At 42.0% G+C, this 26,491-nt stretch carries 19 protein-coding genes; 5 read left to right on the top strand and 14 right to left on the bottom strand.

Annotated elements, in window-relative coordinates; translation table 11 throughout:
• Positions 1 to 105 precede the first annotated feature (105 nt).
• The 5 genes from dnaE to V6E90_RS12445 all read left to right on the top strand — a co-directional run bounded on the left by dnaE (position 106) and on the right by V6E90_RS12445 (position 8,482).
• The gene (dnaE, locus tag V6E90_RS12465; protein ID WP_332605502.1) at positions 106 to 3,669 is read left to right on the top strand and encodes a DNA polymerase III subunit alpha; all 3,564 of its coding nucleotides are present in this window, start codon (positions 106 to 108) and stop codon (positions 3,667 to 3,669) included.
• Positions 3,670 to 3,682: 13 nt separating this feature from the next.
• Entirely contained in the window at positions 3,683 to 4,522 is an 840-nt protein-coding gene (locus tag V6E90_RS12460) for an RNA methyltransferase (protein ID WP_016543258.1), read from the top strand.
• Entirely contained in the window at positions 4,515 to 5,327 is an 813-nt protein-coding gene (cysE, locus tag V6E90_RS12455; RefSeq protein WP_016543257.1) for a serine O-acetyltransferase, read from the top strand. The genes V6E90_RS12460 and cysE overlap by 8 nt, the downstream gene beginning before the upstream one ends.
• A 113-nt stretch (positions 5,328 to 5,440) precedes the next feature.
• Positions 5,441 to 6,340 (top strand): ABUW_2363 family tetratricopeptide repeat lipoprotein, encoded by a 900-nt coding sequence (locus tag V6E90_RS12450; RefSeq protein WP_016543256.1) that lies wholly within the window; start codon positions 5,441 to 5,443, stop codon positions 6,338 to 6,340.
• Positions 6,341 to 6,463: 123 nt separating this feature from the next.
• Positions 6,464 to 8,482 (top strand): esterase/lipase family protein, encoded by a 2,019-nt coding sequence (locus tag V6E90_RS12445; RefSeq protein WP_332605501.1) that lies wholly within the window; start codon positions 6,464 to 6,466, stop codon positions 8,480 to 8,482.
• Between the two features lie 49 nt (positions 8,483 to 8,531).
• Here V6E90_RS12445 and ahpF read toward each other — a convergent pair whose 3' ends face one another.
• From ahpF to V6E90_RS12375, 14 genes are all read right to left on the bottom strand, one after another.
• Positions 8,532 to 10,097: an alkyl hydroperoxide reductase subunit F gene (gene ahpF / locus V6E90_RS12440; protein WP_332605500.1), complete on the bottom strand. Its 1,566-nt coding sequence runs from the start codon at positions 10,095 to 10,097 to the stop codon at positions 8,532 to 8,534.
• A 127-nt stretch (positions 10,098 to 10,224) separates the two neighbouring features.
• On the bottom strand, positions 10,225 to 11,142 hold the full coding sequence (locus V6E90_RS12435; RefSeq protein ID WP_262758784.1) for a hypothetical protein: 918 nt from the start codon (positions 11,140 to 11,142) through the stop codon (positions 10,225 to 10,227).
• Positions 11,143 to 11,171: 29 nt separating this feature from the next.
• Positions 11,172 to 12,296: a toxic anion resistance protein gene (locus V6E90_RS12430; RefSeq protein WP_332605591.1), complete on the bottom strand. Its 1,125-nt coding sequence runs from the start codon at positions 12,294 to 12,296 to the stop codon at positions 11,172 to 11,174.
• A 12-nt stretch (positions 12,297 to 12,308) separates the two neighbouring features.
• Positions 12,309 to 13,085: a tellurium resistance protein gene (locus V6E90_RS12425; RefSeq protein ID WP_332605499.1), complete on the bottom strand. Its 777-nt coding sequence runs from the start codon at positions 13,083 to 13,085 to the stop codon at positions 12,309 to 12,311.
• Between the two features lie 172 nt (positions 13,086 to 13,257).
• Complete coding sequence (locus V6E90_RS12420; RefSeq protein WP_332605498.1) at positions 13,258 to 14,250, bottom strand: putative solute-binding protein; 993 nt, start codon at positions 14,248 to 14,250, stop codon at positions 13,258 to 13,260.
• Between the two features lie 211 nt (positions 14,251 to 14,461).
• A complete protein-coding gene (locus V6E90_RS12415) occupies positions 14,462 to 14,875 on the bottom strand; it encodes a PaaI family thioesterase (RefSeq protein WP_023269999.1) in 414 nt (137 codons plus the stop codon).
• 64 nt (positions 14,876 to 14,939) lie between these two features.
• The gene (locus tag V6E90_RS12410; RefSeq protein WP_332605497.1) at positions 14,940 to 15,923 is read right to left on the bottom strand and encodes a fatty acid desaturase family protein; all 984 of its coding nucleotides are present in this window, start codon (positions 15,921 to 15,923) and stop codon (positions 14,940 to 14,942) included.
• Between the two features lie 112 nt (positions 15,924 to 16,035).
• Positions 16,036 to 16,833, bottom strand: coding sequence for a PaaX family transcriptional regulator (locus V6E90_RS12405; RefSeq protein WP_332605496.1), 798 nt, complete (start codon positions 16,831 to 16,833; stop codon positions 16,036 to 16,038).
• Positions 16,834 to 16,933: 100 nt separating this feature from the next.
• Complete coding sequence (locus V6E90_RS12400; RefSeq protein WP_016543161.1) at positions 16,934 to 17,734, bottom strand: undecaprenyl-diphosphate phosphatase; 801 nt, start codon at positions 17,732 to 17,734, stop codon at positions 16,934 to 16,936.
• A 126-nt stretch (positions 17,735 to 17,860) separates the two neighbouring features.
• On the bottom strand, positions 17,861 to 19,750 hold the full coding sequence (locus V6E90_RS12395) for a M48 family metalloprotease (protein ID WP_016543162.1): 1,890 nt from the start codon (positions 19,748 to 19,750) through the stop codon (positions 17,861 to 17,863).
• 100 nt (positions 19,751 to 19,850) lie between these two features.
• Positions 19,851 to 21,389, bottom strand: a complete 1,539-nt coding sequence (gene purF, locus V6E90_RS12390; RefSeq protein WP_023270002.1) for an amidophosphoribosyltransferase — start codon at positions 21,387 to 21,389, stop codon at positions 19,851 to 19,853.
• Positions 21,390 to 21,413: 24 nt separating this feature from the next.
• A complete protein-coding gene (locus V6E90_RS12385) occupies positions 21,414 to 22,007 on the bottom strand; it encodes a CvpA family protein (RefSeq protein ID WP_016543164.1) in 594 nt (197 codons plus the stop codon).
• Between the two features lies 1 nt (position 22,008).
• Entirely contained in the window at positions 22,009 to 23,016 is a 1,008-nt protein-coding gene (locus tag V6E90_RS12380) for a quinone-dependent dihydroorotate dehydrogenase (protein ID WP_016543165.1), read from the bottom strand.
• A gap of 253 nt (positions 23,017 to 23,269) precedes the next feature.
• Positions 23,270 to 26,401, bottom strand: coding sequence for a hypothetical protein (locus V6E90_RS12375; protein WP_332605590.1), 3,132 nt, complete (start codon positions 26,399 to 26,401; stop codon positions 23,270 to 23,272).
• Positions 26,402 to 26,491 lie beyond the last annotated feature (90 nt).

Genomic DNA, 26,491 nt, shown 5'->3' with positions numbered 1-26,491 from the left:
CTATAAAAATAACAAAGCAAAAACACGGTTTGCCAAAATATTAGGCATGTCATTTTCGGTTTGCATGCTAAACTATGCGTTGCTTTGAAAAAGGATAGTCCTTCTATGCGGTTTGTTCATCTCGGTATCCACACAGAATTTTCGATCACGGAATCGATTGTTCGCATACCTGATTTGGTCAAGGCTGCCATAAAAGATGAGATGCCTGCTTTAGCACTCACTGACTTATCCAACCTGCATGCCGCAGTCAAGTTTTATGAGGCTTGCTTAAAAAAAGGCATTAAACCTATATTAGGTAGCGTGATTCGACTCAACGATGCAGAACACCGTGCAACCTTATTGGCAACCAGCAGCACAGGTTGGCTGAATCTAACTGAAATCGTGTCACGTGGCTTTATTGAAGGTCAACAACTCAGTATTCCATGCGTGCAAAAAGAATGGGTACTTGAGCAATCCGATGATCTGATCGTCTTGCTTGGACAGCATAGTGATGTAGGCAAAATGCTCTGCTCTTCTAATCCGCAAAAAGCCGAACCTTTGTTAGAAGCGTGGATTGAGAAGTTTGGTAACCGTGTCTATTTGGCCTTAACACGTACTGAACGCGTCGGTGAAGAAGATTTTATTCAGCAAGCAGTCAAGCTCGCTGCCAAATATCAAGTTGGTGTGGTCGCACATAACGATGTGCACTTTGTTGAACAAGACGATTTTGAAGCCCATGAAGCACGGGTATGTATTGCTGATGGTTATGTCTTAGGTGATGATAAACGCCCCAAAAACTACAGCACTGAACAATACTTTAAAACGGGCGAGCAAATGTCTGAGCTGTTCTCAGACATTCCAAGCGCGATTGAAAACACTTATCAAATTGCAAAACGCTGTAATGTTGCCTTGCAACTCGGCACCTATTTCTTACCCGACTTCCCGATTCCTGATGGCTATACCATCGATACTTATTTCGAGCATTTATCACGCACGGGCTTGGAAGAACGTTTAAACCATCTTTATCCAATTGAAGAACGTGATGAGGATTGGGTCGAGATTCGCAAGCCTTATGATGAGCGGATCAAGTACGAAGTCGATATTATCCTCAAAATGGGATTCCCTGGCTACTTCCTGATCGTCATGGACTTTATTCAATGGGCGAAAAATAACGGTGTTCCTGTTGGCCCTGGCCGTGGTTCAGGTGCAGGCTCACTGGTCGCCTATAGTTTAAAAATTACTGACCTTGACCCCTTACGTTATGATCTGCTGTTTGAACGTTTCTTAAACCCAGAACGTGTTTCGATGCCCGACTTCGACGTCGATTTCTGTATCGCAGGCCGTGACCGTGTGATTGAATATGTGGCACAGAACTATGGTCGCCAAGCGGTATCACAGATTGCCACATTCGGTACCATGGCGGCAAAAGGTGCGATTCGAGATGTGGCACGTGTCTTAGGTAAGTCTTATGGTCTTGCTGACCGTATTTCCAAAATGATTCCAACTAAACCGCTGGGTGTCGATTTGGTCACAGCGATTGACATGGAGCCACAGCTTAAAGATATCGTCACCAACCCATCCAACCCTGACAATGACGATGCGGCTGAAATTTGGGAAATGGCGCTCAAACTCGAAGGGATCACCCGTAATACCGGGAAACATGCGGGTGGTGTTGTTATTGCGCCAGGGAAAATTACGGATTATTCCGCAGTCCTGTGTGATGCCGATGGCACCAACCGTGTTGCGCAATACGATAAAGATGATGTTGAAGCCGCGGGTCTGGTCAAGTTCGACTTCTTGGGCTTACGTAACTTAACCGTCATTGAAGATGCGATTCAAAATATTAATAAACGCATCAAATCTGAGATTCCACTGAATATCTCCAATGTCCCACTTGACGATAAAGATGCCTATTTAGTCTTTGCGGAAGCCAACACCACCGCGGTATTCCAGTTTGAATCCGTGGGCATGAAAAAAATGCTCAAGGAAGCAAGACCAAGTAAATTCGAAGAAATTATTGCCTTCGTTTCCTTGTATCGTCCTGGCCCGATGGATCTGATTCCAGACTTCATCCATCGTATGCATGGGGGTGAGTTTGAATATCTGCACCCATTGCTTGAAGGTGTATTAGAACCCACTTACGGGATTATGGTTTACCAAGAACAGGTGATGCAGGCTGCACAGTTCTGTGCTGGCTATACCCTCGGTGGCGCCGATTTACTCCGTCGAGCTATGGGTAAAAAGAAACCTGAAGAAATGGTGAAACAGCGCCAGATCTTTATCGAAGGTGCGTCGAAAAAGGATATTGATGAAGCGACTGCGAACCATATCTTCGACTATATGGAAAAGTTCGCAGGCTATGGTTTTAACAAATCCCATGCGGCTGCTTATGCCTTGGTTGCCTACCACACGGCTTGGTTAAAAGCGCATTACCCTGCTGAATTTATGGCAGCCGTTTTATCTTCGGAAATGCAGAATACCGACAGTATCGTGTTTTTGATTGATGACTGCCGTAATAATAAACTCGAGGTACTGCCACCTTCCGTAAATATGTCTTTGTATCATTTCCATGCCAGCGACGAAGCAACCATTGTGTATGGTTTAGGCGCAATCAAAGGTGTCGGTGAACAAGCGATGCAATCGGTCATCGATTCACGTATCAATGAAGGTCCATATAAAGATTTATTTGATTTCTGCCATCGTATTGATCTGAAAAAAATCAATAAGCGTACCTTAGAAGCACTGATCCGTGCAGGTGCATTAGATTGTCTGGGGATTGAACGCTCTAGCCTGATGGCACAGTTACCTGAAGCGGTACAAGCGGCTGAACAAGCACGTAGCAACCGTGAAACAGGGATTATGGATCTGTTTGGTGAAGTTGAAGAAGTTCAGCGCAAACCCGCCAAGCCCGTCAAACCATGGTCGGATGAAGTCCGTTTAAAAGGTGAAAAAGATACACTTGGTCTCTACCTAACAGGTCATCCAATTGATGTGTATCGCCCTGAATTAAAATCATTTATCCCTGCAAAACTCAATGAGCTGACGCCGACTCGTCGAGGTGTTACCACGGTTTTTGCGGGTTTGGTGGTGGATATTGCCAACTTCCCAAACCGTATCATGATCACACTAGATGATGGTACAGCCCGTGTTGAGATCAGTTGTAACCACGAACGTTTCCAGCGCTATAAAGACATTATTCGCTTAGAACAAGTCGTGGTGATTGAAGGTGAAATTTACGAGCGTGAAGGCTTTGATCGCCCAATGGCACGCCTCAGCAAAGCCTTCAACTTAAATGAAATTCGTCAGAAACGCGCGCAAAGTATTCAGGTTCGCCTGCCTCATGATCTCATGACCAAATCTTTGGCCAAAGATTTGCAAAATATTCTATTGCCTTATTGCAATGTCGATATGTGCCAGCACATTGGATTACAAATTCAACTAGAACAAAGCTTTGCAAATGCGGAACTCCATCTCGGTCCGCAATGGAAAGTGGTGCCACTGGATGAGTTGCTTGGTAAGCTTCGTGATTATTTTGGTAAAGAATCGATCTTCATCGAATACCAAGTAAAATCAAAAGCGGCCAAAGTCGCTGAAGCACCGAAAGTCAGTGTTGTGCCACCGCCACCAGACAATATGTCTATGGATGAAGCGCTTGATCTTTACCAAGCCGATGTCTCTCAATATTCTTAATTTTGGATGATATATGAACCTGTTTGACTCAAATAGCGTGTCCAAACATTTGGATCATGTGCGTATTGTTATGGTCAATACCACTCTGCCAGCCAATATTGGTAGCGCCTTACGCGCTATGAAAACCATGGGTTTATCAAAACTGGTCTTGGTTGCACCAAAAACCTACCCACATCCCGATATCGATGCTTTGGCAGCAGGTGCACAAGATTTAATTGAACAAATTGAAATTGTTGAGACCTTAGAACAAGCGATTCAAGATTGTCATTTGGTTTTTGGAACAAGTGCCCGTAGCCGCACTATTCCATGGCCATTACTGGATGTTCGCCCTGCTGCACAGGAAGCACTACAAGCCGCAACCAAAGCACAGCATATTGCAATTGTATTTGGTCGTGAAGATCGTGGCCTCACCAATGAAGAATTGGCTTTAGCCAATTATCACTTAACCATTCCAGTAAATCCTGAATACGGTGTTTTGAATGTCGCTCAAGCCATTCAAGTGGTTTGTTATGAACTTAGAATGGCTGCATTGGAACAAAACAGCACTGTGACAGAAACAGCAACTGATCACATGCAACTCAAACAGCAACAAAGCATGGAGTGGGATGAGCCTTTAGTCACGCAACAGCAAATGGAACAGTTCTATCCCCATCTAGAAAAAATGCTGACAGAAATCGAGTTTCTTGATCCGAATAATCCTCGTTTATTGCCATTACGCTTGCGTCGCCTGTTCGGAAGGATACAATTAGATCGTATGGAGTACCATTTATTGCGCGGGATTTTCAGTCGCGTACAGGCGCTTGCCAAAGGTTCATGGAAAAAAACAAATACGGAGGATCATACTCATGATTAAACAGCTAAAAGAAGATATCGAAGCTGTATTTGCACGTGATCCCGCGGCCCGCAATACGCTCGAAGTCCTCACCACCTACCCTGGGATTCATGCCTTGATCATGCACCGCATGGCGCATGAACTCTGGAAAAAAGAATACAAAGGCAGTGCTCGCCTACTCTCTTCATTTAGCCGTTTTGCCACTGGAATTGAAATCCATCCTGGTGCAAAAATTGGCAAACGCTTTTTTATCGACCACGGCATGGGGGTGGTGATTGGTGAAACAGCTGAAATTGGTGATGATGTCACCTTGTATCATGGCGTGACCTTAGGTGGAACAACATGGAATAAAGGTAAGCGCCATCCGACCCTCGAAGATGGTGTAGTGGTTGGGGCTGGTGCAAAAATCTTAGGACCATTTACGGTACATAAAGGCGCTAAGGTTGGTTCAAATGCTGTCGTCACCAAAGAGGTTCCAGAAGGTGTAACTGCTGTCGGCAACCCTGCCCGCTATATTTTTAAAGACAAGACTCAAATTGAACCAGACGAAGCTAGCCGTCGTGACTATGCTGAAAGCATTGGTTTCCAACCTTATGCCACGACCCAAGATCAATCTGATCCAATTCTGGAAGGTATTCGTGTTTTATTAGATCGTATGCAGAAAAATGAACAACAAATGAATGTACTCTGCAAGCGATTGTCTGAACTTGATCCAAGTTTCAAACCACAAAACTCAAAAACTCAACCATTGAGTAAAGAAGAACTCAAAATTATTGAAGAAGTTAGACGTGAGTGCGAAGCACAGAACAAAACTTCAGCAACATAGTCACATATATAAAAAATGTAACACGCTTTTCATTGCAAGTTGGTTTTGCTTTTCCTAGACTGGTGAAACCAACGATCTACTTCTCATTTAACTAAAATTAATGGATGTAAAGCATGAATTTTAAGCCTTTGGCATTACTTGTACTTTCAACTTCTTTTTTGACGGCCTGTGGCATCGCCCCAGTTAAAAAAGACAAGGTTGCTGAACCATTTGTGTTCAAGGAACCAGATCCAACTCCTGCATTCTATGCTTTAAATCCAGTTAAATATGATGCTCCACCAAGCTTTGAAGTTGCGATCAAAGATGCAGCTGCTCAGCCTGTCACAAAAATGGTCGTGACCTTACAAAGCGATCCAACAAAATCAACCACGCTGGATATCAACAAACTGATTATTCCAACCATTGATAACAAGCAACGCAGCATGAAATATGCAGTTCTTGCTGGTGATAATGAAGTTGATGTCACTGAAATTGATGACTTTTTACAACTGGTAGAAGGTAAAGCCCGCCACTACCCACCTCGTTTCCCTGAACGTCAAGAACGTAAAGGTTATGAAGTCAAGTTAAGAGAAACGACACAGAAATTAGATGCTTTAGCTGAAAAGCCAAATGCCTCTCTAGACGTATTGACGCGTGCTTTTAAAGCAAGTGTGATGGCACGTAACCTCGACTTAGGTACCGCTTACACCTCAAAATCCTTGACTTATGCACAACGTATTCTTGCAATTAACCCAAATGACCCAGAAACTAACTTCTGGTTTGGTTTTGGCTTGTCTGAAGGTGGCGGTCAACGTGAAGCCATTCCTTATTTAGACAAAGCCATGAAAGGTGGTGTTCAAGAAGCTTATCTTTCTGCTGCCAACAACTATCTCTGGTTAGAGCAAAAGAAAAATGCGATTCAAACTTTGAAAAACTACAAAGTAAGCTATCCAGATGAAGCGGAAGTGACTGACCGCTTGATCAAAGAAGTTGAAACTGGCAAACGCTGGAATGTATGGCAAGTTCTCAACTAATTGGAACTGGTTAGATTTGTAAAAATAGACTGTCGTGTACAGTCTATTTTTTTATCTGTCATTGAAAAAACATTCGATTTTCGTATTATAGCAAGAATCTCCCAACGAACTTGCTGACATATCATGCTAGCATTTAACCCCAATAAACGTTTATTTTTTATCTCTCTATTCAGCACCATGCTGATCAGTGGCTGCCAAGTTGTCAGTCTTAAGCAGCAAGCAGTGAATGTAACGATTGCTAACGAACGTAATAGTATTCTTACGCAAAAAAAGCTCAGCGAAGCCAGCCTCAATGTCCTGTCGATGTCTGGCAAAGAAGCCAAAGTGTGTATGCAAACACCAAATGAGTGCATTGCAGACTTACATAAAATCCCACAAATTCAGGATGAGCAATTATTATCGACTGCGAGTGAATTATATCTTTCCAAGGCACTCACCCTTTCGGATTCTTCCGAATGCAAAATCAGTAAATTGACAAAACACAAACCAGAAGAAGAACAGAAAACCATTCAAAAGACTTATGAGCAATGCTTAGATCAAGAGTTAGAAGCTTTAGACAAAAGTATTCGCTATAGCTATGCATATTTGTTCAAAACAGCACGCCAACCGCAAGAACGCATTTTTGATAACCGTCAGGTTCAAATTCGAGACTTTTACAATCAAGCTCTAACCAAGCTGGTGAATGTGCATAGTTTAAGAAACCCAGCTAAAACGATTAATCCCACAATTCAGATTGGCAAAAGCACCTACACCATCGATATTCAGTCCTATCAACGTCTACAAAATATGAAGTTGGAAAAATTTATTTCCAGCTATAACATGAACTTTTCAGGCTTAAGAGCGATTAACCGCCGAGATGGTTTCGGTTCAGATTTCGTTGCAGTATTTCCGTCAACGGATGCTGCCCATGGTGAAAATAAATATATTCTTGATCCATTAAGTTATAGCTATCCGAATGGACTTAACCCCAATATTCATAAAGCACGTTATTTGGCTGCAACCATCATTGCGCAGCCCAAGAATGCCGCCGCAACGATTAACGATGTTTTAAATAACCCAAACTTTGAAGTAAAGGTTTATGACCCTTATAGCGTAGAGAAAGTGAGTATTGCAGGTAAAGAATATTCGCTTGCCGCCAATTTCTCTGCACCTTATGGTCTTTGGTTAGCTGAAAATAATTTAGGTGCAGCAGCCTATTTAACCTTAATTGATCGTGATCAGCATCTCACCATGCCACATCTATATATGCTGGAACCCTATAATCCGAACAAAAAAGTAATCGTATTGGTACATGGTCTTGCCAGCAGCCCAGAAGCATGGATTGCCGTAACCAATGACATTATGGGTGATGCCGTATTACGAGAGCATTATCAAGTATGGCAGGTCTTTTACTCAACCAATATGCCAATTCTGGAAAGTCGCTTTCAGATTTATGCGCTTTTAAAACAAGCTTTTGGCTCCTTGAATGATAAGGATGCAGCAGCCCAAGATGCGGTGTTAATTGGCCATAGTATGGGCGGGATTATCAGCCGACTCTTGGTGAGCAAAGCTGATATTTCCCAGCAGGCACTCACCATGATGAGTAACCGTCAACAAACGCGTTTACGTAAACACCCTGTCATTGGTGAACGACTCAAAATGGAACCGATTACTAATTTTGATCGTGCCATTTTCTTGGCTGCTCCACATAAAGGAACTGATTTTGCCGATCGTTGGTTTACACTGGCGGCACGTAAAATCATCAAACTCCCTGCAACCTTCTTGACCACTTTGGCAGATACACTCACCAGTGATGACATGGATTTAAAAGAATTCGTTAAAACCCTAACCAATGATGTGATTCAGAATGGGCCAAGTGATCTCAGTAAAAAATCCAAATTTATGGAGTTAACTGCCTCTATTCCGCCAGAAAATGGACTGATTTTTCACTCGATTATGGGTAACATTACCAAAAGTGATGATCCAAATGTCATTACAGATGGGATTGTTCCTTATAAAAGTGCTCATTTAGATGGCGCCGTTTCCGAGAAGATTTTCACAGGCGGTCACTCAATCCAAGAGACACCTGAAGCTGTTCTAGAGTTACGACGTATTTTACGTGAACACCTTGTCGATCATGGTTTATATAAACCCAAGCACTAAATACAATAAAAAAGCCCCAACAATGTGGGGCTTTTTTAGATCAAATCATTTATACGCCAGAACGGATCATATAATCAAAAGCAGATAGTGATGCTTTCGCGCCTTCACCTGTGGCAATGATGATTTGCTTATATGGCACTGTAGTACAGTCACCTGCGGCAAAGACACCTTTGACATTGGTTTCATTACGATCATTAATCACGATCTCACCACGATTACTCAGTTCAACCGCACTATTCTTCAAGAAATCTGTGTTTGGTAATAAACCAATCTGTACAAAAATCCCTGCAAGCTCGACTGTGTGTTCAACATCTGTGGCGCGGTCTTTGTATTTCAAGGCCGTTACTTGAGCACCATCACCCACCACTTCGGTACTGAGAGCATTCAAGATCACAGTGGTATTTGGCAAGCTGTTTAATTTATCTTGCAATACTTGGTCAGCACGAAGTTTGGTATCAAACTCAACCAAAGTTACATGCTCTACAATGCCTGCAAGGTCAATCGCTGCTTCTACGCCTGAGTTACCACCACCAATCACGGCAACACGTTTGCCTTTGAATAATGGACCATCACAGTGTGGGCAGTAGGCTACACCACGGGTACGGTATTCAGCTTCACCCGGTACATTCATTTCTCTCCAACGCGCACCTGTAGACAGGATAATGGTTTTCGATTCAAGTTTGGCACCATTCTCCAGTTCAACCTCAACCAGACCATTGGCTGTTTGATCTGCACCAGTGATCTTGCTGACACGTTGCAGGTTCATGATATCCACACCGTACTCACGCACATGGGCTTCCATGTCTTGAGCAAACTGTGGGCCGACGGTTTTTTGAACGGTCGTGAAGTTCTCAATGTCCATGGTGTCCATGACCTGACCACCGAAGCGTTCAGCGACAATCCCAGTTTTAATCCCTTTACGTGCTGCATAGATTGCAGCAGTACCACCCGCAGGACCACCACCAATCACCAATACATCAAATGCGTCTTTGGCATTGATTGCAGCGGCATCTTTCTCAGCTGAATTGCTATCCAGTTTGGCTACGATTTCTTCCAAAGTCATACGACCTTGACCAATATGTTGGTTGTCTTGGAATACCATCGGTACTGCCAGGATTTTGCGTTCTTCAACTTCGTCCTGGAAGAAAGCACCATCAATCATGGTTGCTGTGGTATTTGGATTGTTGATCGCAATTAAGTTTAAAGCTTGTACGACATCTGGACAGTTGTGGCAGCTTAAAGATACAAACACATCAAAGTTTGCGCTTAAGTTGAGACCTTTGATCTGAGTGAGTACTTCATCAGACACTTTAGGCGCATAACCAGACACTTGTAATAATGCCAAGATCAAAGAAGTAAACTCATGTCCCATCGGTAAGCCAGCAAAGAACACACGTGGTTGTTCACCTGCTTTGGCCACACCAAAACTAGGACGGCGAGCGTTTGAACCGTCAAAACGCGCCGTAACTTGGTCAGAAAGTTCAGCAATTTCAGTCACGAGTTCTTTGATTTTTGCAGCTTTGTCTGATTCATCTAAAGCAGCAACCAACTCGATTGGACTTTCTAAACGTTCTAAGTAAGCTTTTAATTGAGTTTTAATATTTTGATCTAACATGTATTTCTCCAAAGGCTAAGGCTTTTAAATCAGCTAAATTCATTCAATGAGGCTATAGTACGCAAAAGTACTAAATAGGTAAAACAGTATGTTTTTATGAGTTTGATCGGATAAACCGAATATAGATTTATGAGACATCAAGCTTTTGGGTAATTCGAACACGCCGATTTTTCAAATTTTTGGCAAGTACATATAAAATTGTACTTAAAGCAATTGCCAATATTGTTATCCCCCACAAGATCACATTTATGATCTGAGACACACGCTCTGCTTGCTGCGCACGTTGATCTAGAGGTTGGGTGACTGAGGTGATACTTTTGCCATACAACTGCTGCTGCATGACCCATAATTGCTCAGGCTTAAAATCGTAGCTTTTAAATTGGGTTGGATTCGTTTTTTCAGCACTAATCAATTGATTTACATAAATATTAGCAGTCTTACGATCAACAGGTTGGTGCAATAATGCGACTTGTGCCAAGACATAGGCTTTTTCAGTTGCAGCAATATCTGCTTGCTGTAAATCTTGTGCAATTCGGCTTTCAACAATATTGCTTTGATAACTCATCCATTGTTGATAAGCCTGCTCAGTTTCATCTTTCCAATCATATTGGATATAGCTGAGACTTGACCAAAGCAAAATAAATGCAATGATCCAAGCCAAAATCCGTTGTGACCATGCCTGGAAACGCTGTTGAAAAAACTTAAATTTCCTCACCCAACTGACCAATAAAAAAGCACCAATGAATGCAACAAAAATTTTTAGCAACAACCAACCGAACCATGACAACAAACTAAAGAAGTAATCTGCAGGTTGCTTAAATGGAATAAGCTCTTGAACATGATAAGGCAGATCTAAAACCTGAACATGTGTAGAAAGATCAAAGAAACGATAGATAAATTCTTTTTGCAAAAATAACGATGCAACCGTCACAACGACTAAGCTACTGGCGAGAACAAACCAGATCATCAAATGACGCTGACGCTTTTTTAAAAGCGCTAAACGCTGGTCAATCGGTTGTACGCTAAAATCTTCTATGGGTGACAATGATCTTTCCTTTAACGATTAAAAACATCTCAAGATTGAGGTGGTTGGCTATTCTCAAGCACCAAATGATTCAAATTCTCTTGCAAAGCACGCAAACGTGTGGTCGCTTCAGCCCGCTTTTGCATGCCTTCTTTTTGGATTTGAATCACATCATTTACGGTTTTAATGAGGGTGTTTTGTACATGTTCAAGTGTTTCAACATCAATTACAGAACGCTGATTGGCTTTGGCTGTGTCCACAGAGTTCTGATGCAATAGCTCAGCATTACGACGTAATAATTCATTGGTGGTATCATCAATCGCCTTGGCGAGTTGTACGCTGTTCTTTTGTTCTTGTAATGAAATCGCTAGACTAATCTGATTTTTCCAGGCAGGTAGCGTAATGTTCTTAATGGCATAAAACTTATCCACCAACATTAAATTATTCGACTGAATAATCCGAATCATCGGCAAGGTCTGCATCGCAGATTGTTGCAGAACCTGCAAATCACTGACTCTTTTTTCAAGGTTATTTGCCAAGTGATTCAGATCATAGATCTGTTGAGTACTTTGCTGATCTTGCTCCTGTGTTGTAAGCATCGAAATCTGTTGTTGAATATCTTGCTGTTTTAATTGCCCCGCAGCGATATAAACACCCAGTTGTTTATATTCATCTTGTACCGCATCGAACATTTTATCTAGCGTTCCAACACGTGCCTTTAAACCCGACTGTGAACTTTCAATCTCTTTAACCAATACATCAATCTGTTCTTTGGTGGTATTAAAGTGCTGATCAAAGTTTTGCTTGGCACCCTTAAACTTACTCAGTAAACCACCGAAAAAACCTGAACTTTTAGACTTATTTAAAATACTTGACGTATTTAACTGCTGTGCAACTTGAACCACCTCATTCAACTTTTGACCTGTGGCATCTAAGTCCTTATTTTGAACCAAACTCAATAATTCATCGGTATAAGTCGATGTCTTGTTGGCAATATTTTTACCGTATTCTGCAACAACAGTCGTGCTAATATCGGCCAGTTCTTTATGTGCATCCATCACTTCAGCAAAATCTTGAGGTTGAAGACCTAAGTCTTTTAAGTTCAACTGCTCAAAACGCTGCTCTGGCTTAATTTCAAGCGCATGAGATGCTTTGCTAAGTTCTGAATCTGACATCATATTTCCCTCTTATTTCTGTAATGATTTTTTCAAATTTTGAATGAGATCCTCTCGACTTTTATCGAGTTGATCCAATGTTGCTGTCGAGTTAGATTCTCGACTTTGCTTTAAATAATATTGCCATGCTGGAATTAAGACCTGTTGTGCTTCTTTAAAACGATCCAGAAGACTGAAAGACAAATACTGTGACAATTGCATCTGTTTCATCGCAATATCATTACTGCTTTGTAATGTCTGTAAGGTATTGATTTTTTTAGATAGTCGCTCGACAAAATGATCGAGTACTTGCTGTTTGGTAAATTGAGGATATTCTATTAAAAACTCATCAGCTGCCTGAATATAGGCAGCCATCTGTTCCCTTAAACCCACGACCTGTTGCAAACGAGACTGTGATTTTTGAATTTCGATCTGCAAGCGTTGACTTAAATGATTGGCCTCATGAATTAAACGATCAAGATCTTTGACATACTTCACCTGCCCTGCATCGTACTCAATATCAATCCCGAGCCATTTTTGTAGTGCATTAAAACGTCGTGTGCCCAAATGTTTTTTTGATAAAGACAGCTGCTGAATAATCTGAGTAATCACTTCACTCAACTGTTGATTCAGCTTAGGATCAACCCCATTCAATAAGACACTTTGGGCTTGTACTAAATGATCCGCATAATGATTGAGGCGATGCGGGTCATTGAGTAAAGGTAATAAGTCATTACGCTTAATCGCTAAAATATGTTCTTGATTTGACTCAATTTGCGATAAAGGTGTTAAGTCGTGCGGTAGCGTCATATTCGTTGGAAATCGTAAGAACAAATAAATTTGAACATTTTTAGTTGTAGCATGTTCTTAGGCTTTCGCATACTTAAATGTTGTTATGATTTTTAACAATTTCTGCTGACTTATCAATAAAAAACCCTCTCAATTACAATCAATAAAGCGGGTTCATGAATCAAATCATGCGTTACTCATCATTGAGGGCACATTCAAAGTTGTTTGGATTTTGTTTGCAGCGAACTTTTTTCAAGAAGTTCATCATTTTTGGATCATAAATTCCTGCCTTAGTGAGTGAGATACGTGCTTCACGCATCATCTTCATATAGTTAACTTGTTCTTCAGGTGGGATAACCATCCAGTATTTGGTTGGAATTTCTTTTTCGTATTTTGAAATAATATTAAAAGTACGACCGAGTTGCCCCGCCACCCATTCACGAGATTTCTGCCCAAATCCTTCGGGAAATTTATCTTTTCGAATAATGAAATTTGCCGAGATTTGCGTCAGTGGAAACTTTACGATTCCGCCTTTATCTCCCAACCCCTTATACAGTTCAAATGGTTTGTAGGCGACGATTGGTGCAGGCACAATATCAATCTGATGATTATTAAACTTTGCACCAGCATTGGTCACATCGACTGAAACCGCTTGTGCGCCAATTTGAGCAACCAGTTTAGGTTGTGCTTCGTCATAGGCAAACACCCCTACCTTCTTACCTGCGGCTTTCGCCAGTGTATTGATATTTCGATCTGCAACAAATAGATAAGCTGGGCCAATGGTTCCCAGACCCGCAATTTCATAGGGACCATTCAGCATGTTTTTTGCCGCTTGGGGTTTAGATAACAATTGATAAGCAAGAATAGCGGTTTTTAAATCAGTTAAAGCGCCAACAGCATCAAGTGAACCAACATATTTATTGAACTGTCGTCCACGCAAACCACTAATAATTGCGCCATCACATTGTCCAACTTTCAAATCTTCAGCGGCGACACGTTCATCAACATAGGCTCTTAAATCAATATCCGCACCCCATTTTTTAGCTTCGAGTGCATAATCTTTTGCCAATGCAAATGCATCACCAGATTTACCGACTGGATCAAATACACAAACCGTTTGCTTCGCCTGTGTTGTAGCAGCGAACCCGAATAATGCCAAAGCAATTAAACCATTTTTAATCATCATCTCGTTCTTCCCAGATAAGATTTGTTTTATCTCTTTATCTCAACTTATTTGTTGACACGATCCTATGACGAGATTTCAATTTTTAATGTATTTGCAGTCAATCAATCTTTAAAAATCATTTCATTTAAGAATTTGCTTTCGAATAAATTTCACCTCCATATGGCTAAAACCACATGCAAGTGAAATGAATACTTTAGTTTTTATCATGTTTCTATTGAGGTGGTCGTGCATAAGTCCCGATCACATGTGCAACAGGTTCCTCATCATCTAGCGAATATAACCAGACTTCCCCTGTAACCAAGGTTTTCCCCACTTTAATTAACTTACAAACCGCCCGTATATCCCGATTGCCATTGGGTTTACGAAAGAAGTTAATGGTCATATTGGTCGTGACCGCCATCGCGACCAAACCTAAATGCCCCAAGATGGCAATATAGAGCACATAATCTGCGATCAACATAAGCGTTGGACCAGAAACAGTTTGCCCTGGACGTAGATCCCCTGCATCAACACGATAAAGTAGCTGTGCACCTTTGGGCGTAATCTCTTCAATTACACTTTTCTTAAGCGCCTGTGGAAATTCTTGCGCCAAGAATCCCATGATTTCCTCTTTCGTAGCCGCCATGCATCACTCCAATTGTTTATGTTATAGCTCTTCAGATTGACAACTGAAATCCAAAATCCATTGCTTAATCCGCTTTATCTGATAATTCATTCAATACTTGCCAATAGCTTGGTGGAGCAGCTACATGCCCACGTTCACGTAACATCTGATGCATCCGTGGCAATTTAAAATACGGTACAGCTGCCATTAAATGATGTTCTTTATGATAGTTCACATTAATCGGTGCGACCAAAGCTCGTGCCAGATAACCCGCCTTTGTGGTACGGGTATTGGTTAAAGCGCTATGACTAGTCTCCATTCCAGCATGCTCCGCCATTGAACGAACACGTAGGAACAATGGAAACGGGGTTAAATAAGCCAATACCCATAACCCATAGAGTTTAGGATGACCTGCCGCCCACAATGCTGAAAATAAAGCCGCATTGGTTACAATTGCACCGCCACTATTCTTTAAGAATGCTTTGGGATAATCGGTCCAATGTCGCCCTTCTTGAGGAATCCAACGACGATCATTCGAGACCGTCCATTCCATCTTCTCAATATCCATCAACACTCGGCCAACCGCAAACTTAAATCCAGTTACACCCGACAAATCCCGCATAAATTTGCGCATGAGTGATTTTTTAGTCGTCGGGAAACCAGCTACAAGCGATAAATCTGGATCGTCGACCGTAGAGGTTTTACTATGATGACGCATGTGATGTGCACGATATTTATGTAGATCATTCCAAATCGGGCGCGCGCACAACCAATCCGTTAAGGTGTCATTCAACCATTTGGTTTTAAATAAACTCTGATGTGAGGCATCATGCATGATAATTGCCAATGCCAATTGTCGACCAGCCAAAATCACCAAAGCTGCAATACACATAAGCAATTTACCCCAAGCAGGTAAATATTCCCAAGTGCTTGCAACCGCAGCAAATGTGCCGCCAATGACGGCCCATGTCGAAAACACGGCCCAACTGCCATGAACATCGGACTTCGCTGTTAATTCAGTAATCTCTTCGCGAGAGAATAAATCACTAATCGCCACACGTGTATTCATATCCCTATCCTGTATTTGTTTTATTTTAAAACTACACAATTTATATTTTTATTTTAAATTAAGTAATATTTCTGTCAATCTATTAAAATTAAATTTAATGTAATATTTGTAATCACTCGATTTGACCCTCATAGAATTTTCGCCAAGAGTTCAAACCTGTTTGATCCAGCTGTTGCACACTTTGCGCAAATTGTTCACGAAGCTCCACATCGACAAAACCTTCTGGCAACAATGGATCGTTCATCAATAACGAAATCGTTTGACGCCCCAATAACAATGACTCTCTAGCCGCGTCTTCCAAACTCAATTGATGTGCTGTCGATAACCATGTTTGGATCATTTGACTATATTTCTGATAATTCTGATTTAAGGTTTGCCTTGACCAAAGTTCAGGAATTGCAGCTAAGGTTTTGGCATCAAAATGACTAATTTGACAAAGCTTTGCACTGTTTTCTAAACCAGAGCTTTTTAATTCAGCGACAAGCTGATCAAAACCAATGACTAAGTTATCTGGACGAAGATAAATACCTTGTTCAAGTTCTTTAAAACCGAAATGCTTGAGCGCTCTTTCTCGACGATGCAAGGCTGTACGATCAACACGCCCCAATTCACCGGTAAAAACGGCTAAATATTGCTGATTCCACTTCTTGGTTTGTTGAATCCCATGTTTACGATTGAGCATGACATTGGCCCATTCATGCGATTGAACTGTAAACTGGTATACACCACGCTCAATTGCTTCAATCACACCCTCACTCGAGAGTCGCGTCACAGCAACCCGAATACTGTTTTCACTAATTTCAAAAAGTTGCGCCGCAAGAATAATTTGCTTAATGGAAATCGCTCGTCCCTGAAGACCTAGCAATAAATCAATAATTAAGTCTCGAGCATTCATTTTCGCTATTGTCATTGTGCTATCGAACCAGATTTGGGATGTAGAAATGAAGAAGAAAAATTTTAGCGGAGAATCTCCCTTTCTGCAGTTGCAAAAAGGGAGATTTTTTTATTTTTTATAGGAATACAAACAATAAGATAATACCAAGCACGATACGGTACCAAGCAAACACACGTAAAGTATGGCGTTCAACAAACTTTACCAACGCACTCACCACCAACAGCGCTGAAATAAAGGCTGCCACAAAACCAACACCAATATTCAACATATTGTCTTGCGTCAATACATCGGCATTACGTGCTAAGTCAAAGACTGCTGCCCCCAACATGGTTGGCATGGCCAAGAAGAAGGAAAACTCGGTCGCTGCCTTACGAGACAAGCCTGCAAACATCCCCCCCACAATGGTTGCACCTGAACGTGAAGTCCCTGGAATCATCGCGACACATTGCGCGCAGCCTACTAAAAATGCTTGTTTGTAAGTGATTTTGGTGGCATCTGTGGTTTTATGATCAAAGTTCTTAGACTCAACCCAGAAAATGATTAAACCACCAATAATCAAAGCAAATGCCACTACAAGCGGGCTAAACAAGACACTCTTAATGAAATCGACCGCAAAAATACCAATCACAACAGCTGGAATAAAAGCGAGTAAGACACTAAAAGCAAAATGCCGCGCTTCTGCATCTCCACTAAAGAAACCTTTGACCAAGTCAAAAATCTTTTGACGATATAACCAGCACACAGCCAAAATTGCACCAAGCTGAATAACAACTTCAAATACACGACCATCATCAGAATGAAAGTCAATCATATGACCAAATAAAATCAAATGACCTGTGCTTGAAATGGGTAAGAATTCGGTAAGACCCTCAATAAAACCTAAAAATAAGGCTTTTAAAATTTCAATATGTTCCATAACTTACTCAAAAAGTAGGTAATACAAGTATAAAATAAATGGCAAGCTTACCCTGAAATGTAAGCTCTTTATGTGATTGTCACGTAACGGTTGAATAAACAGATTCCAATTCATCAAAGTAATGCATTAAATAATCATCAAACTATTTTTCTTTTGCATTTGTTCAACCACTTCATGGGTATCAAAGCCCAAACGCCAATACAAAAGCTCCAACACGTCTAATTCATCTTGGGTAATGATTCGATCATTCCAGAGACATCTTTCTGCAATCGACAGAATATTGAGGCGGTCACGTAACAATAAACCAGAAACATCATTTAGAATTTCAGCCAAATCAAGTGGCTCGTCTGAAATGTCGGCATAGGTTTGCATTTCATCTGCTGTTAGAAGCATTTGCAAAATGCGTTCGCGAACCTCGAGCTGATTTGGGCTATTGATCTGTTGAACATGTAACAGCGCATCAATCAAATGCACAATTTGCGACTTCACATCTTCAAATGCAGCAGGCAAATGTGCAGGCATTAAATTCAACTCTTGCTTCACCCGTTCCAACAATAGGGCATCAAGCAACCCCACCTCGCCATCTTCTTGAATAATACAAGCCAGCTTAGTTAAAAACTGACGTGCAATACTGGTTGGCATATGTCCAATATTTTTACAGGCATCATGGAAAATCTGCACATGAATACGACCATCTAGATTTAACAATGCATCAACAATCGCATGACTCACAGGCGCTTCTTGTGGAATAAATTCACGATATTGGCGGATCATCAAAATCGCAACCATCACCTCACGTGAACCCGTAGCAGTCTGCATCGCTCGCTGAATTAATTCAGGACGCTTTTTATTTTTACGTACTTCAGGATTGAGGGGTTTGATTGCATCATTTAAAGCAAAGCTAATCGGAGATAATCGCAACAAAGGCAATGGCTGTGGTGAACTCCACGGCATTGTAATATCCGCACTTTCTTCTTCTAATGAACGGAATAAACTAAATAAGGGACGATTGCGAAGCTTTCTTAAATTTTCTAATTGTAAATCCTGTAATAAAGTTGGATTCAACTCATAAATCCGCTCTTTGATACTCGGATGAATGTTCATCCAGCTTTGCGGACTAAGCGAGTTAGCAAAGCACATATGTGAGATCGACTCAGAATAAGCACTATGAATTTGTGAGCCTGAGTGATGAACATAAATCCGTAATAAGGTTTGAATATTGGCATTATTATTCATCAAACGCATAGTTTTAAGATCATTACGGAAGGTACGACCACTCAAAGTGAGATATTTGATACAACGGGTAATGAGAATACCCAAGCTCCCAATCAGCCAAATTACTCCACCAATCGCCACAAAAATCGTCTCAAACTTATTTCGATATGAGGTCGCGTATGGATTATAGCCCGCCTGAGCAAGCTTACTCCCCCATTGGCTAAAGGTGGTTAAGCCGCTATATAAAATTTTCAGCTTGGTATTTTCAACCGCTTCACCGGATAAAATCTGGTTAAATTCATAACTGAGCAAACCATATAGCTCAAGCTCATCCAGATTTTGTAATGCCCCCCACGTCAAAATAATCACAATATCCTGTGATCTAAATCCTGCGGTTAAGGCATTTACCCCAACTTCATCAGGCAATACATAGACTGCGGGCGTATCGATATCAAAGCTTTTTGCAACCTGCTCAACCACTTTTAATGCGGTACTTTCTTCTGGGGTACTTTCATCAAAGACCAAACGACGTGCTTTGAGCTGTTTTGCTAAAGAGTGCCCGCCTTCACGCAGCACATAAAGTTCCGCACCAACAGACCACACTAAAACAAAAATGAGTAGGACTATAAAATATGGACTGAGAACATGCCACCAGATCGGTTGTGAATAATCAAAGAAATGAACAACCAATCCCAAAATTAAATTGAGAATAAAGACGGTAAGTAACATTGCCAGAAGACAGAAACTGACTGACCATGCAATGTTTTTATTTTCAATTAGATAATGGCTCATTTCTTTCAATGTAAGTTTTCCTGATTACATTGTTTCAGTTAGGGTTGTCGTACTGCCTATCATAAAATAAAAAAGCGGGGAATTCCCGCTTTTCTATAGATTAAGATGATTACTCTTCTTTAATCCCAGTGAGATCAACTGAGGCTGCATCAATGTTCACATCAATATAGCCATCTGATTTCTTTTTCGCAGAATCACTTCGCTTTTGCTCAAGTGCATCGAGATATTCTTTGTCGATGCCACCGGCAACATAGACACCATCAAATACAGAACAATCAAATTCAGTGAGATCAGGCACCTTGCTGGTACGAACTGCATTTTTTAAATCTTCCAAATCTTGGAAAATTAAACGATCTGCACCAATATTTTCACGAATTTCTTCGACTGTACGCCCTGATGCAATCAATTCTGCCTTGGCTGGCATATCAATACCATAGACGTTTGGATATTTCACCATCGGCGCAGCAGAAGCAAAGAATACCTTCTTCGCACCTGAATCACGGGCCATTTGAATGATTTCATTACAAGTAGTACCACGAACAATCGAGTCATCGACCAACAGTACATTCTTGTCTTTAAACTCAAGCTCAACAGGGTTTAGCTTTTGACGTACTGATTTTTTACGTTGTTGCTGACCAGGCATAATAAAGGTACGTCCGATGTAACGGTTTTTCATAAAACCTTCACGGAATTTCACCCCTAGAATGTTCGCCAATTCTAAAGCAGAAGTACGACTGGTATCAGGAATTGGAATCACCACATCAATATCATGTTGCTCGCCCCATTCTTTTAGAATTTTGTGCGCCAGCTTCTCACCCATTTTTAAACGGGCTTTGTATACTGAAATGCCATCAATGGTTGCATCTGGACGTGCAAAGTACACATATTCAAAAATACATGGACGATATTCAGGATTTGCAGCACATTGCTTTGTGAATAATTGACCATTGGCATCAATGAAAACTGCCTCACCTGGTGCGATATCACGTTCAACCTTAAAACCAAGCGCAGTAATTGCTACTGATTCAGAGGCAATAATATATTCAACACCTTGCTCGGTTTCACGCGAACCGTAAACCAAAGGACGAATCCCGTTTGGATCACGGAAACCAACCAGACCATGGCCTGTGATCATCGCGACGACACCATAAGCACCTTTGCAACGCTCGTGCACACGAGATACTGTGTGGAAAATATCTTCAGGTGTTGGGTTCAAAGTACCGATCTTCTGTAACTCATGTGCAAACACATTGAGTAACACTTCAGAATCAGAATCGGTGTTCATGTGACGTAAATCCGTTTTGAACAGGTCATCATGAATTTCAGCAGCATTGGTCAAATTACCATTGTGAGCAAGGGTAATACCATAGGGTGAGTTTACATAAAAGGGTTGTGCTTCAGCACTGCTTGATGAACCTGCAGTTGGGTAGCGAACATGCCCAATCCCATAGTTTCCAAGCAATGCACGCATATGACGAGTATGGAATACATCGCGTACCATACCGTTATCTTTGCGGAGGAATAAACGCCCTTGATGGCAGGTTACGATCCCTGCAGCATCTTGTCCTCGATGTTGCAGCATCGTTAAGGCATCAAATAACATTTGGTTCACTGGTGATTTACCGGCTATCCCAACAACTCCACACATAGCAACCTCGCGACAAGCTAGCGATTAATAAAAAGGATTTTTCGTCGAATGATCGGAACGCTCATTCACAGAAGCACGTTCCGATTCGTCCATTTCTTGCGAAGGGCGATGTAATAACGCACCTTCTGATGTCATTTGATTTAAAGCTTGATTTGCCGCATCTTTGGATAACTCTGTCGCCAAAGGTGCGTAAGGTAATAAAATTTGTACGAATTTAGACTGTTTCCAATGCGGTGAGCTCTCGACCCAAGGACCTAAACCCTGCATGGCGATCAGCACAATAAGGAGCCCTTTGAGGGAACCAAATGCACCACCTGCTAAACGATTTAATGGGCCCAATTTCAAACTTTTCAAGAGCCCATTCAGTAATGCAGACACAATCCATGTACACACCACAATGATCAGCACAATAAAGGCAAAGGCTGCAATTTTTTGCACCACAGGGTCTTGGCTGAGACTGCTCATTGCAGGTGCCAACACCACAGCGTATTTTGCCCCAATGATCAATGCGAATATCCATCCGATCAAGTTCGCAAAGGCTTTTATAAATCCTTGACGCAAACCGTTCAGCCCTCCAATGAGCAAGATGATCAGAATGATGATATCAAGTGTGTTCATTTCACACAGTCATCGCATCAACACAGTCTTTGACTAATGTTGGGCCAGTATAAATGAGGCCACTATACACTTGTACCAAGCTTGCACCAGCTTGCTGTTTTGCAACCGCCTGCTCACCCATTAAAATACCACCAACACCGATCAATGGAATTTGACCTGCCAATACTTCAGCAAATTGGCGTAAGCATTCAGTACTCTTTTCAAATACTGGCGCACCAGACAAGCCACCTGCCTCATTTCCATTTGGCAAGTTTTCCACACCATCACGACCTAAAGTGGTATTGGTCACAATCAAACCATCAATCTTGAATTGCAATAATTGTGCTGCAATAAAGTGAATATCTTCGGAGCTTAAATCAGGTGCAACTTTAAGCACCAATGGAACATAATGGTTATATTGATCTGCCAGTTCAAGCTGACGATCTTTTAAAGTTTGCAACAATTCAGTCAGCGCATCGCCGCTTTGCAAACTGCGAAGATTTTTAGTGTTTGGAGATGAAATATTAACCGTAATATAAGAAGCGTAATTATAAACTTTTTCTAGACAGATCAGATAGTCAGATACCGCATCTTCAACAGGTGTATCCGCATTTTTGCCAATATTGATGCCCAAAACACCTTTAAATTTCGACGCTTTTACATTTTCAATCAGTTTATCCACACCATCATTATTAAAACCCATACGGTTAATAATAGCCTTAGCTTGAGGAATACGGAATAAACGAGGTTGAGGATTGCCTGCCTGTGGGCGTGGTGTAATGGTTCCAATCTCGATAAAACCAAAACCGAGTGCCGCCAAAGCATCAATATGTGCACCATTTTTATCTAGACCAGCAGCAAGACCAACAGGATTTGGAAATTCAATTCCCATGCAAGTCACAGGTTTTGCAGCAACTTTCTGATGCATAAAGCCAAGTTTATGGGCTTTATCTAGCATAGAAAGTGTGAGTTCATGTGCACGCTCTGGCGCTAAAGTAAACAACAAAGGGCGAGCCAATGAATATAACATACCAATCACAGTCTACTAATTTTTCAAGTAGGCATATTATAGGCATAGGCGTATCAAAACGCCATGCCTGACATAGGGTTATTTTGTAGAGAGCTTGCTCTAATGCTTCACGTTTAAGCAATTTTATGAATTTATGATGACTATATGTCTACTTTATTCATTACTTTTGAAAGTCGAAATGCGTATACCCATTAACAAAAAGTAGGTGCATTTAAGACACCTACTTTTACCCAACCACTCAGTTAAAGCTCTATTATTTCCAAGAATAGGAAACACCTGCCCCAACGGCAGCGGTATTGCCATTATTAAAGCCACTTGAAAAAGCACCTTTGATTGCGACACCATTATCAAAATAATGACTCGCCCCCACTGCAATTGCAGACTGACTATCATAATACCCCATACCGACACCAACTGATGAGGCACCTTGATCTGCAGGCATTGGAATGTTGGTCATCGCACTAATACCTGCGATACCCTGTGCAGCAATCTCACGATTCCTTCTTAGGTCTTGACTGGTTTGATCGACACGCTTCGAAACATCTCTAAAATTATTTTCGAGATCAGTGACTTTAGTATCGGTATATGCTTTTGCATCGGATAATACTTTCGCATCTGCTGTTTTGTACTCTTGGCGCATCACAGCTTCACGTTCATTGCTATAGGTTTTAGCACTGCTCAAGGTGGCTTTATCCCCCTCATCTGCATGGTTTTTTGCATCATTAAGGACTTTGGCATCTGCTGTAATATAATCTTTACGCACAATGACTTCACGTTCATCTGTATAGGATTTTGCGCTATTTAATGTAGCTTTATCTCCGGCGTCAGCATGAGCTTTCGCTTCAGCTAAGGTCTTAACGTCCGCTTCTTTCATTTGTTTTAGATTTACAGCATCAGTATCTTCAGTTCCTGCTGCGACATGAATGATTTGGCGTTCCTTAGTCGCGGCTCCAACTGAAACAGTATTATCTCGAGATGAAGCTGAATCATTGCCTAAAACCACAGCATTTTTTGCTGAAGTATTGACGTTATTACCAACAACAAAACTATTATCTCCCGTAATGGTATTATCATTTCCAATCGCATAACTACCATCAGCCTGAACTACATTTGGATCACCAAAAGCGCCTGAGCGATTACCTTCGACTTTATTGCCTTTACCAATAACCGTATTTGCCTCCCCTTTGGCTGAAGCACCAGCCCCAATCACAGTGCTATCTGCACCATCAGCATTGGCACCATCACCAAGCGCAATTGCGCCATTGCCTGTTGCTTTCGCACCTGAGGTTGCACTATTTGCTTGAGCGTCAAGGAATGGGGTTTTTCCACCTTGCGATGCTAACCATTCTTGTTCTGTCCCTTTAAAGCCATTATCGACAGCGATGTCAAAAGTACTCTTACCAGTTGCACCAGTATCACCTTTTATACCCTGCGCTCCTTGAGCCCCTGTCGCTCCGATATCTCCTTTATCGCCCTTATCGCCTTGGGCACCTTGCGCCCCTGTAGCACCAGTATCACCTTTTACGCCCTGTGCGCCTTGAGCTCCGACATCTCCTTTGTCACCTTTATCTCCTTGGACACCTTGTGCTCCTGTCGCACCAGTATCACCTTTTACACCCTGTGCGCCTTGAGCTCCTGTCGCACCGATATATCCTTTATCACCCTTATCGCCTTTATCTCCTGTCGCACCAGTATCACCTTTTACACCCTGTGCACCTTGAGCCCCTGTCGCTCCGATATCTCCTTTATCGCCTTTATCTCCTTTATCGCCTTTATCTCCTTGGACACCTTGTGCTCCTGTCGCACCAGTATCACCTTTTACACCCTGCGCACCTTGAGCTCCTGTCGCTCCGATATCTCCTTTATCCCCCTTATCGCCTTTATCTCCTTGGACACCTTGTGCTCCTGTCGCACCAGTATCACCTTTTACGCCCTGTGCGCCTTGAGCTCCGACATCTCCTTTGTCACCTTTATCTCCTTTGTCACCTTTATCTCCTTGGACACCTTGTGCTCCTGTCGCACCAGTATCACCTTTTACACCCTGTGCGCCTTGAGCTCCGACATCTCCTTTGTCACCTTTATCACCTTGAACACCTTGTGCTCCTGTTGCACCAGTATCACCTTTTACACCCTGTGCGCCTTGAGCACCTGTCGCTCCGACATCTCCTTTGTCACCTTTATCACCTTGAACACCTTGTGCTCCTGTTGCACCAGTATCACCTTTTACACCCTGTGCGCCTTGAGCTCCGACATCTCCTTTGTCACCTTTATCTCCTTGGACACCTTGTGCTCCTGTCGCACCAGTATCACCTTTTACACCCTGTGCACCTTGAGCCCCTGTCGCTCCGATATCTCCTTTATCACCCTTATCACCTTTGTCTCCTTGGACACCTTGTGCCCCTGTAGCACCAGTATCACCTTTTACGCCCTGTGCACCTTGAGCTCCGACATCTCCTTTGTCACCTTTATCACCTTTATCACCTTGAACACCTTGAGCACCTGTCGCACCGATATCTCCTTTATCGCCCTTATCGCCTTTATCACCTTGGACACCTTGTGCTCCTGTAGCACCAGTATCACCTTTTACACCCTGTGCACCTTGAGCCCCTGTCGCTCCGATATCTCCTTTATCACCCTTATCGCCTTTGTCTCCTTGGACACCTTGCGCCCCTGTAGCACCAGTATCACCTTTTACGCCCTGTGCGCCTTGAGCACCTGTCGCTCCGATATCTCCTTTATCGCCCTTATCGCCTTTATCTCCTTGGACACCTTGCGCCCCTGTAGCACCAGTATCGCCTTTTACACCCTGTGCACCTTGAGCTCCGACATCCCCTTTGTCACCTTTATCCCCTTTATCACCTTTATCTCCCTTATCGCCTTTAAGTGAGGTTAGCCATTGGCTTTGGGTACCGACATATCCACCAGCGACTGCTAGTTCATAAGCACTTTTACCATCTGCACCAGCCCCAGTCGGTATTGCATCAATCTGACTTTGTAAACTAGTCAACTTCGTATTGACTGCAGTAAAAGCACTCCCAATATTGCTATAATTAGACCCTTGAATCGTATATGTTGGTCCTGAAAAAACGCCATTATTAAAACCAGCGCCTCCTCCAAAAACACTTGCTAGCGAATTTAATTGCCCGAAGTTAACCGCATCATTTACAGACGTTCCATTTGTTAAATTTGTAATTTTATTATTATTAAATGAAATCGTTCCGTTACCCGCCGATCCACTTAAAGAACCTTTAGAAGTAATACCTCCTGCTCCAACTTTTAGCGTATCGGCATTGACTGTGACATCAAAATCATCATTTACTATTTTGTCGTCAGAAATTGGTGAATTGTTATAACAATTGATGGCCCCCCAATATTGCTGACTCACAATAGAATTTCCGTGCGTTGTAGCAGCAATCCCTGGATTAGTATTTGCACCTTTTGCGCCACATGTGATCACTTGTTCCGCAAAAACCTG

This window comes from Acinetobacter sp. ESBL14 (genome assembly GCF_036668815.1).
GTDB classification, from domain to species: Bacteria; Pseudomonadota; Gammaproteobacteria; order Pseudomonadales; family Moraxellaceae; genus Acinetobacter; species Acinetobacter gyllenbergii.
Note: the sequence above shows the minus strand (reverse complement) of the source record. Positions and strands in the feature narration are given on the sequence as shown.

Coding starts and splice junctions, on each gene's coding strand:
- dnaE (WP_332605502.1), top strand. CDS start 106: ATGCGGTTTGTTCATCTCGGTATCCACACAGAATTTTCGATCACGGAA.
- V6E90_RS12460 (WP_016543258.1), top strand. CDS start 3,683: ATGAACCTGTTTGACTCAAATAGCGTGTCCAAACATTTGGATCATGTG.
- cysE (WP_016543257.1), top strand. CDS start 4,515: ATGATTAAACAGCTAAAAGAAGATATCGAAGCTGTATTTGCACGTGAT.
- V6E90_RS12450 (WP_016543256.1), top strand. CDS start 5,441: ATGAATTTTAAGCCTTTGGCATTACTTGTACTTTCAACTTCTTTTTTG.
- V6E90_RS12445 (WP_332605501.1), top strand. CDS start 6,464: ATGCTAGCATTTAACCCCAATAAACGTTTATTTTTTATCTCTCTATTC.
- ahpF (WP_332605500.1), bottom strand. CDS start 10,097: ATGTTAGATCAAAATATTAAAACTCAATTAAAAGCTTACTTAGAACGT.
- V6E90_RS12430 (WP_332605591.1), bottom strand. CDS start 12,296: ATGTCAGATTCAGAACTTAGCAAAGCATCTCATGCGCTTGAAATTAAG.
- V6E90_RS12425 (WP_332605499.1), bottom strand. CDS start 13,085: ATGACGCTACCGCACGACTTAACACCTTTATCGCAAATTGAGTCAAAT.
- V6E90_RS12420 (WP_332605498.1), bottom strand. CDS start 14,250: ATGATGATTAAAAATGGTTTAATTGCTTTGGCATTATTCGGGTTCGCT.
- V6E90_RS12415 (WP_023269999.1), bottom strand. CDS start 14,875: ATGGCGGCTACGAAAGAGGAAATCATGGGATTCTTGGCGCAAGAATTT.
- V6E90_RS12410 (WP_332605497.1), bottom strand. CDS start 15,923: ATGAATACACGTGTGGCGATTAGTGATTTATTCTCTCGCGAAGAGATT.
- V6E90_RS12405 (WP_332605496.1), bottom strand. CDS start 16,833: ATGACAATAGCGAAAATGAATGCTCGAGACTTAATTATTGATTTATTG.
- V6E90_RS12400 (WP_016543161.1), bottom strand. CDS start 17,734: ATGGAACATATTGAAATTTTAAAAGCCTTATTTTTAGGTTTTATTGAG.
- purF (WP_023270002.1), bottom strand. CDS start 21,389: ATGTGTGGAGTTGTTGGGATAGCCGGTAAATCACCAGTGAACCAAATG.
- V6E90_RS12385 (WP_016543164.1), bottom strand. CDS start 22,007: ATGAACACACTTGATATCATCATTCTGATCATCTTGCTCATTGGAGGG.
- V6E90_RS12380 (WP_016543165.1), bottom strand. CDS start 23,016: ATGTTATATTCATTGGCTCGCCCTTTGTTGTTTACTTTAGCGCCAGAG.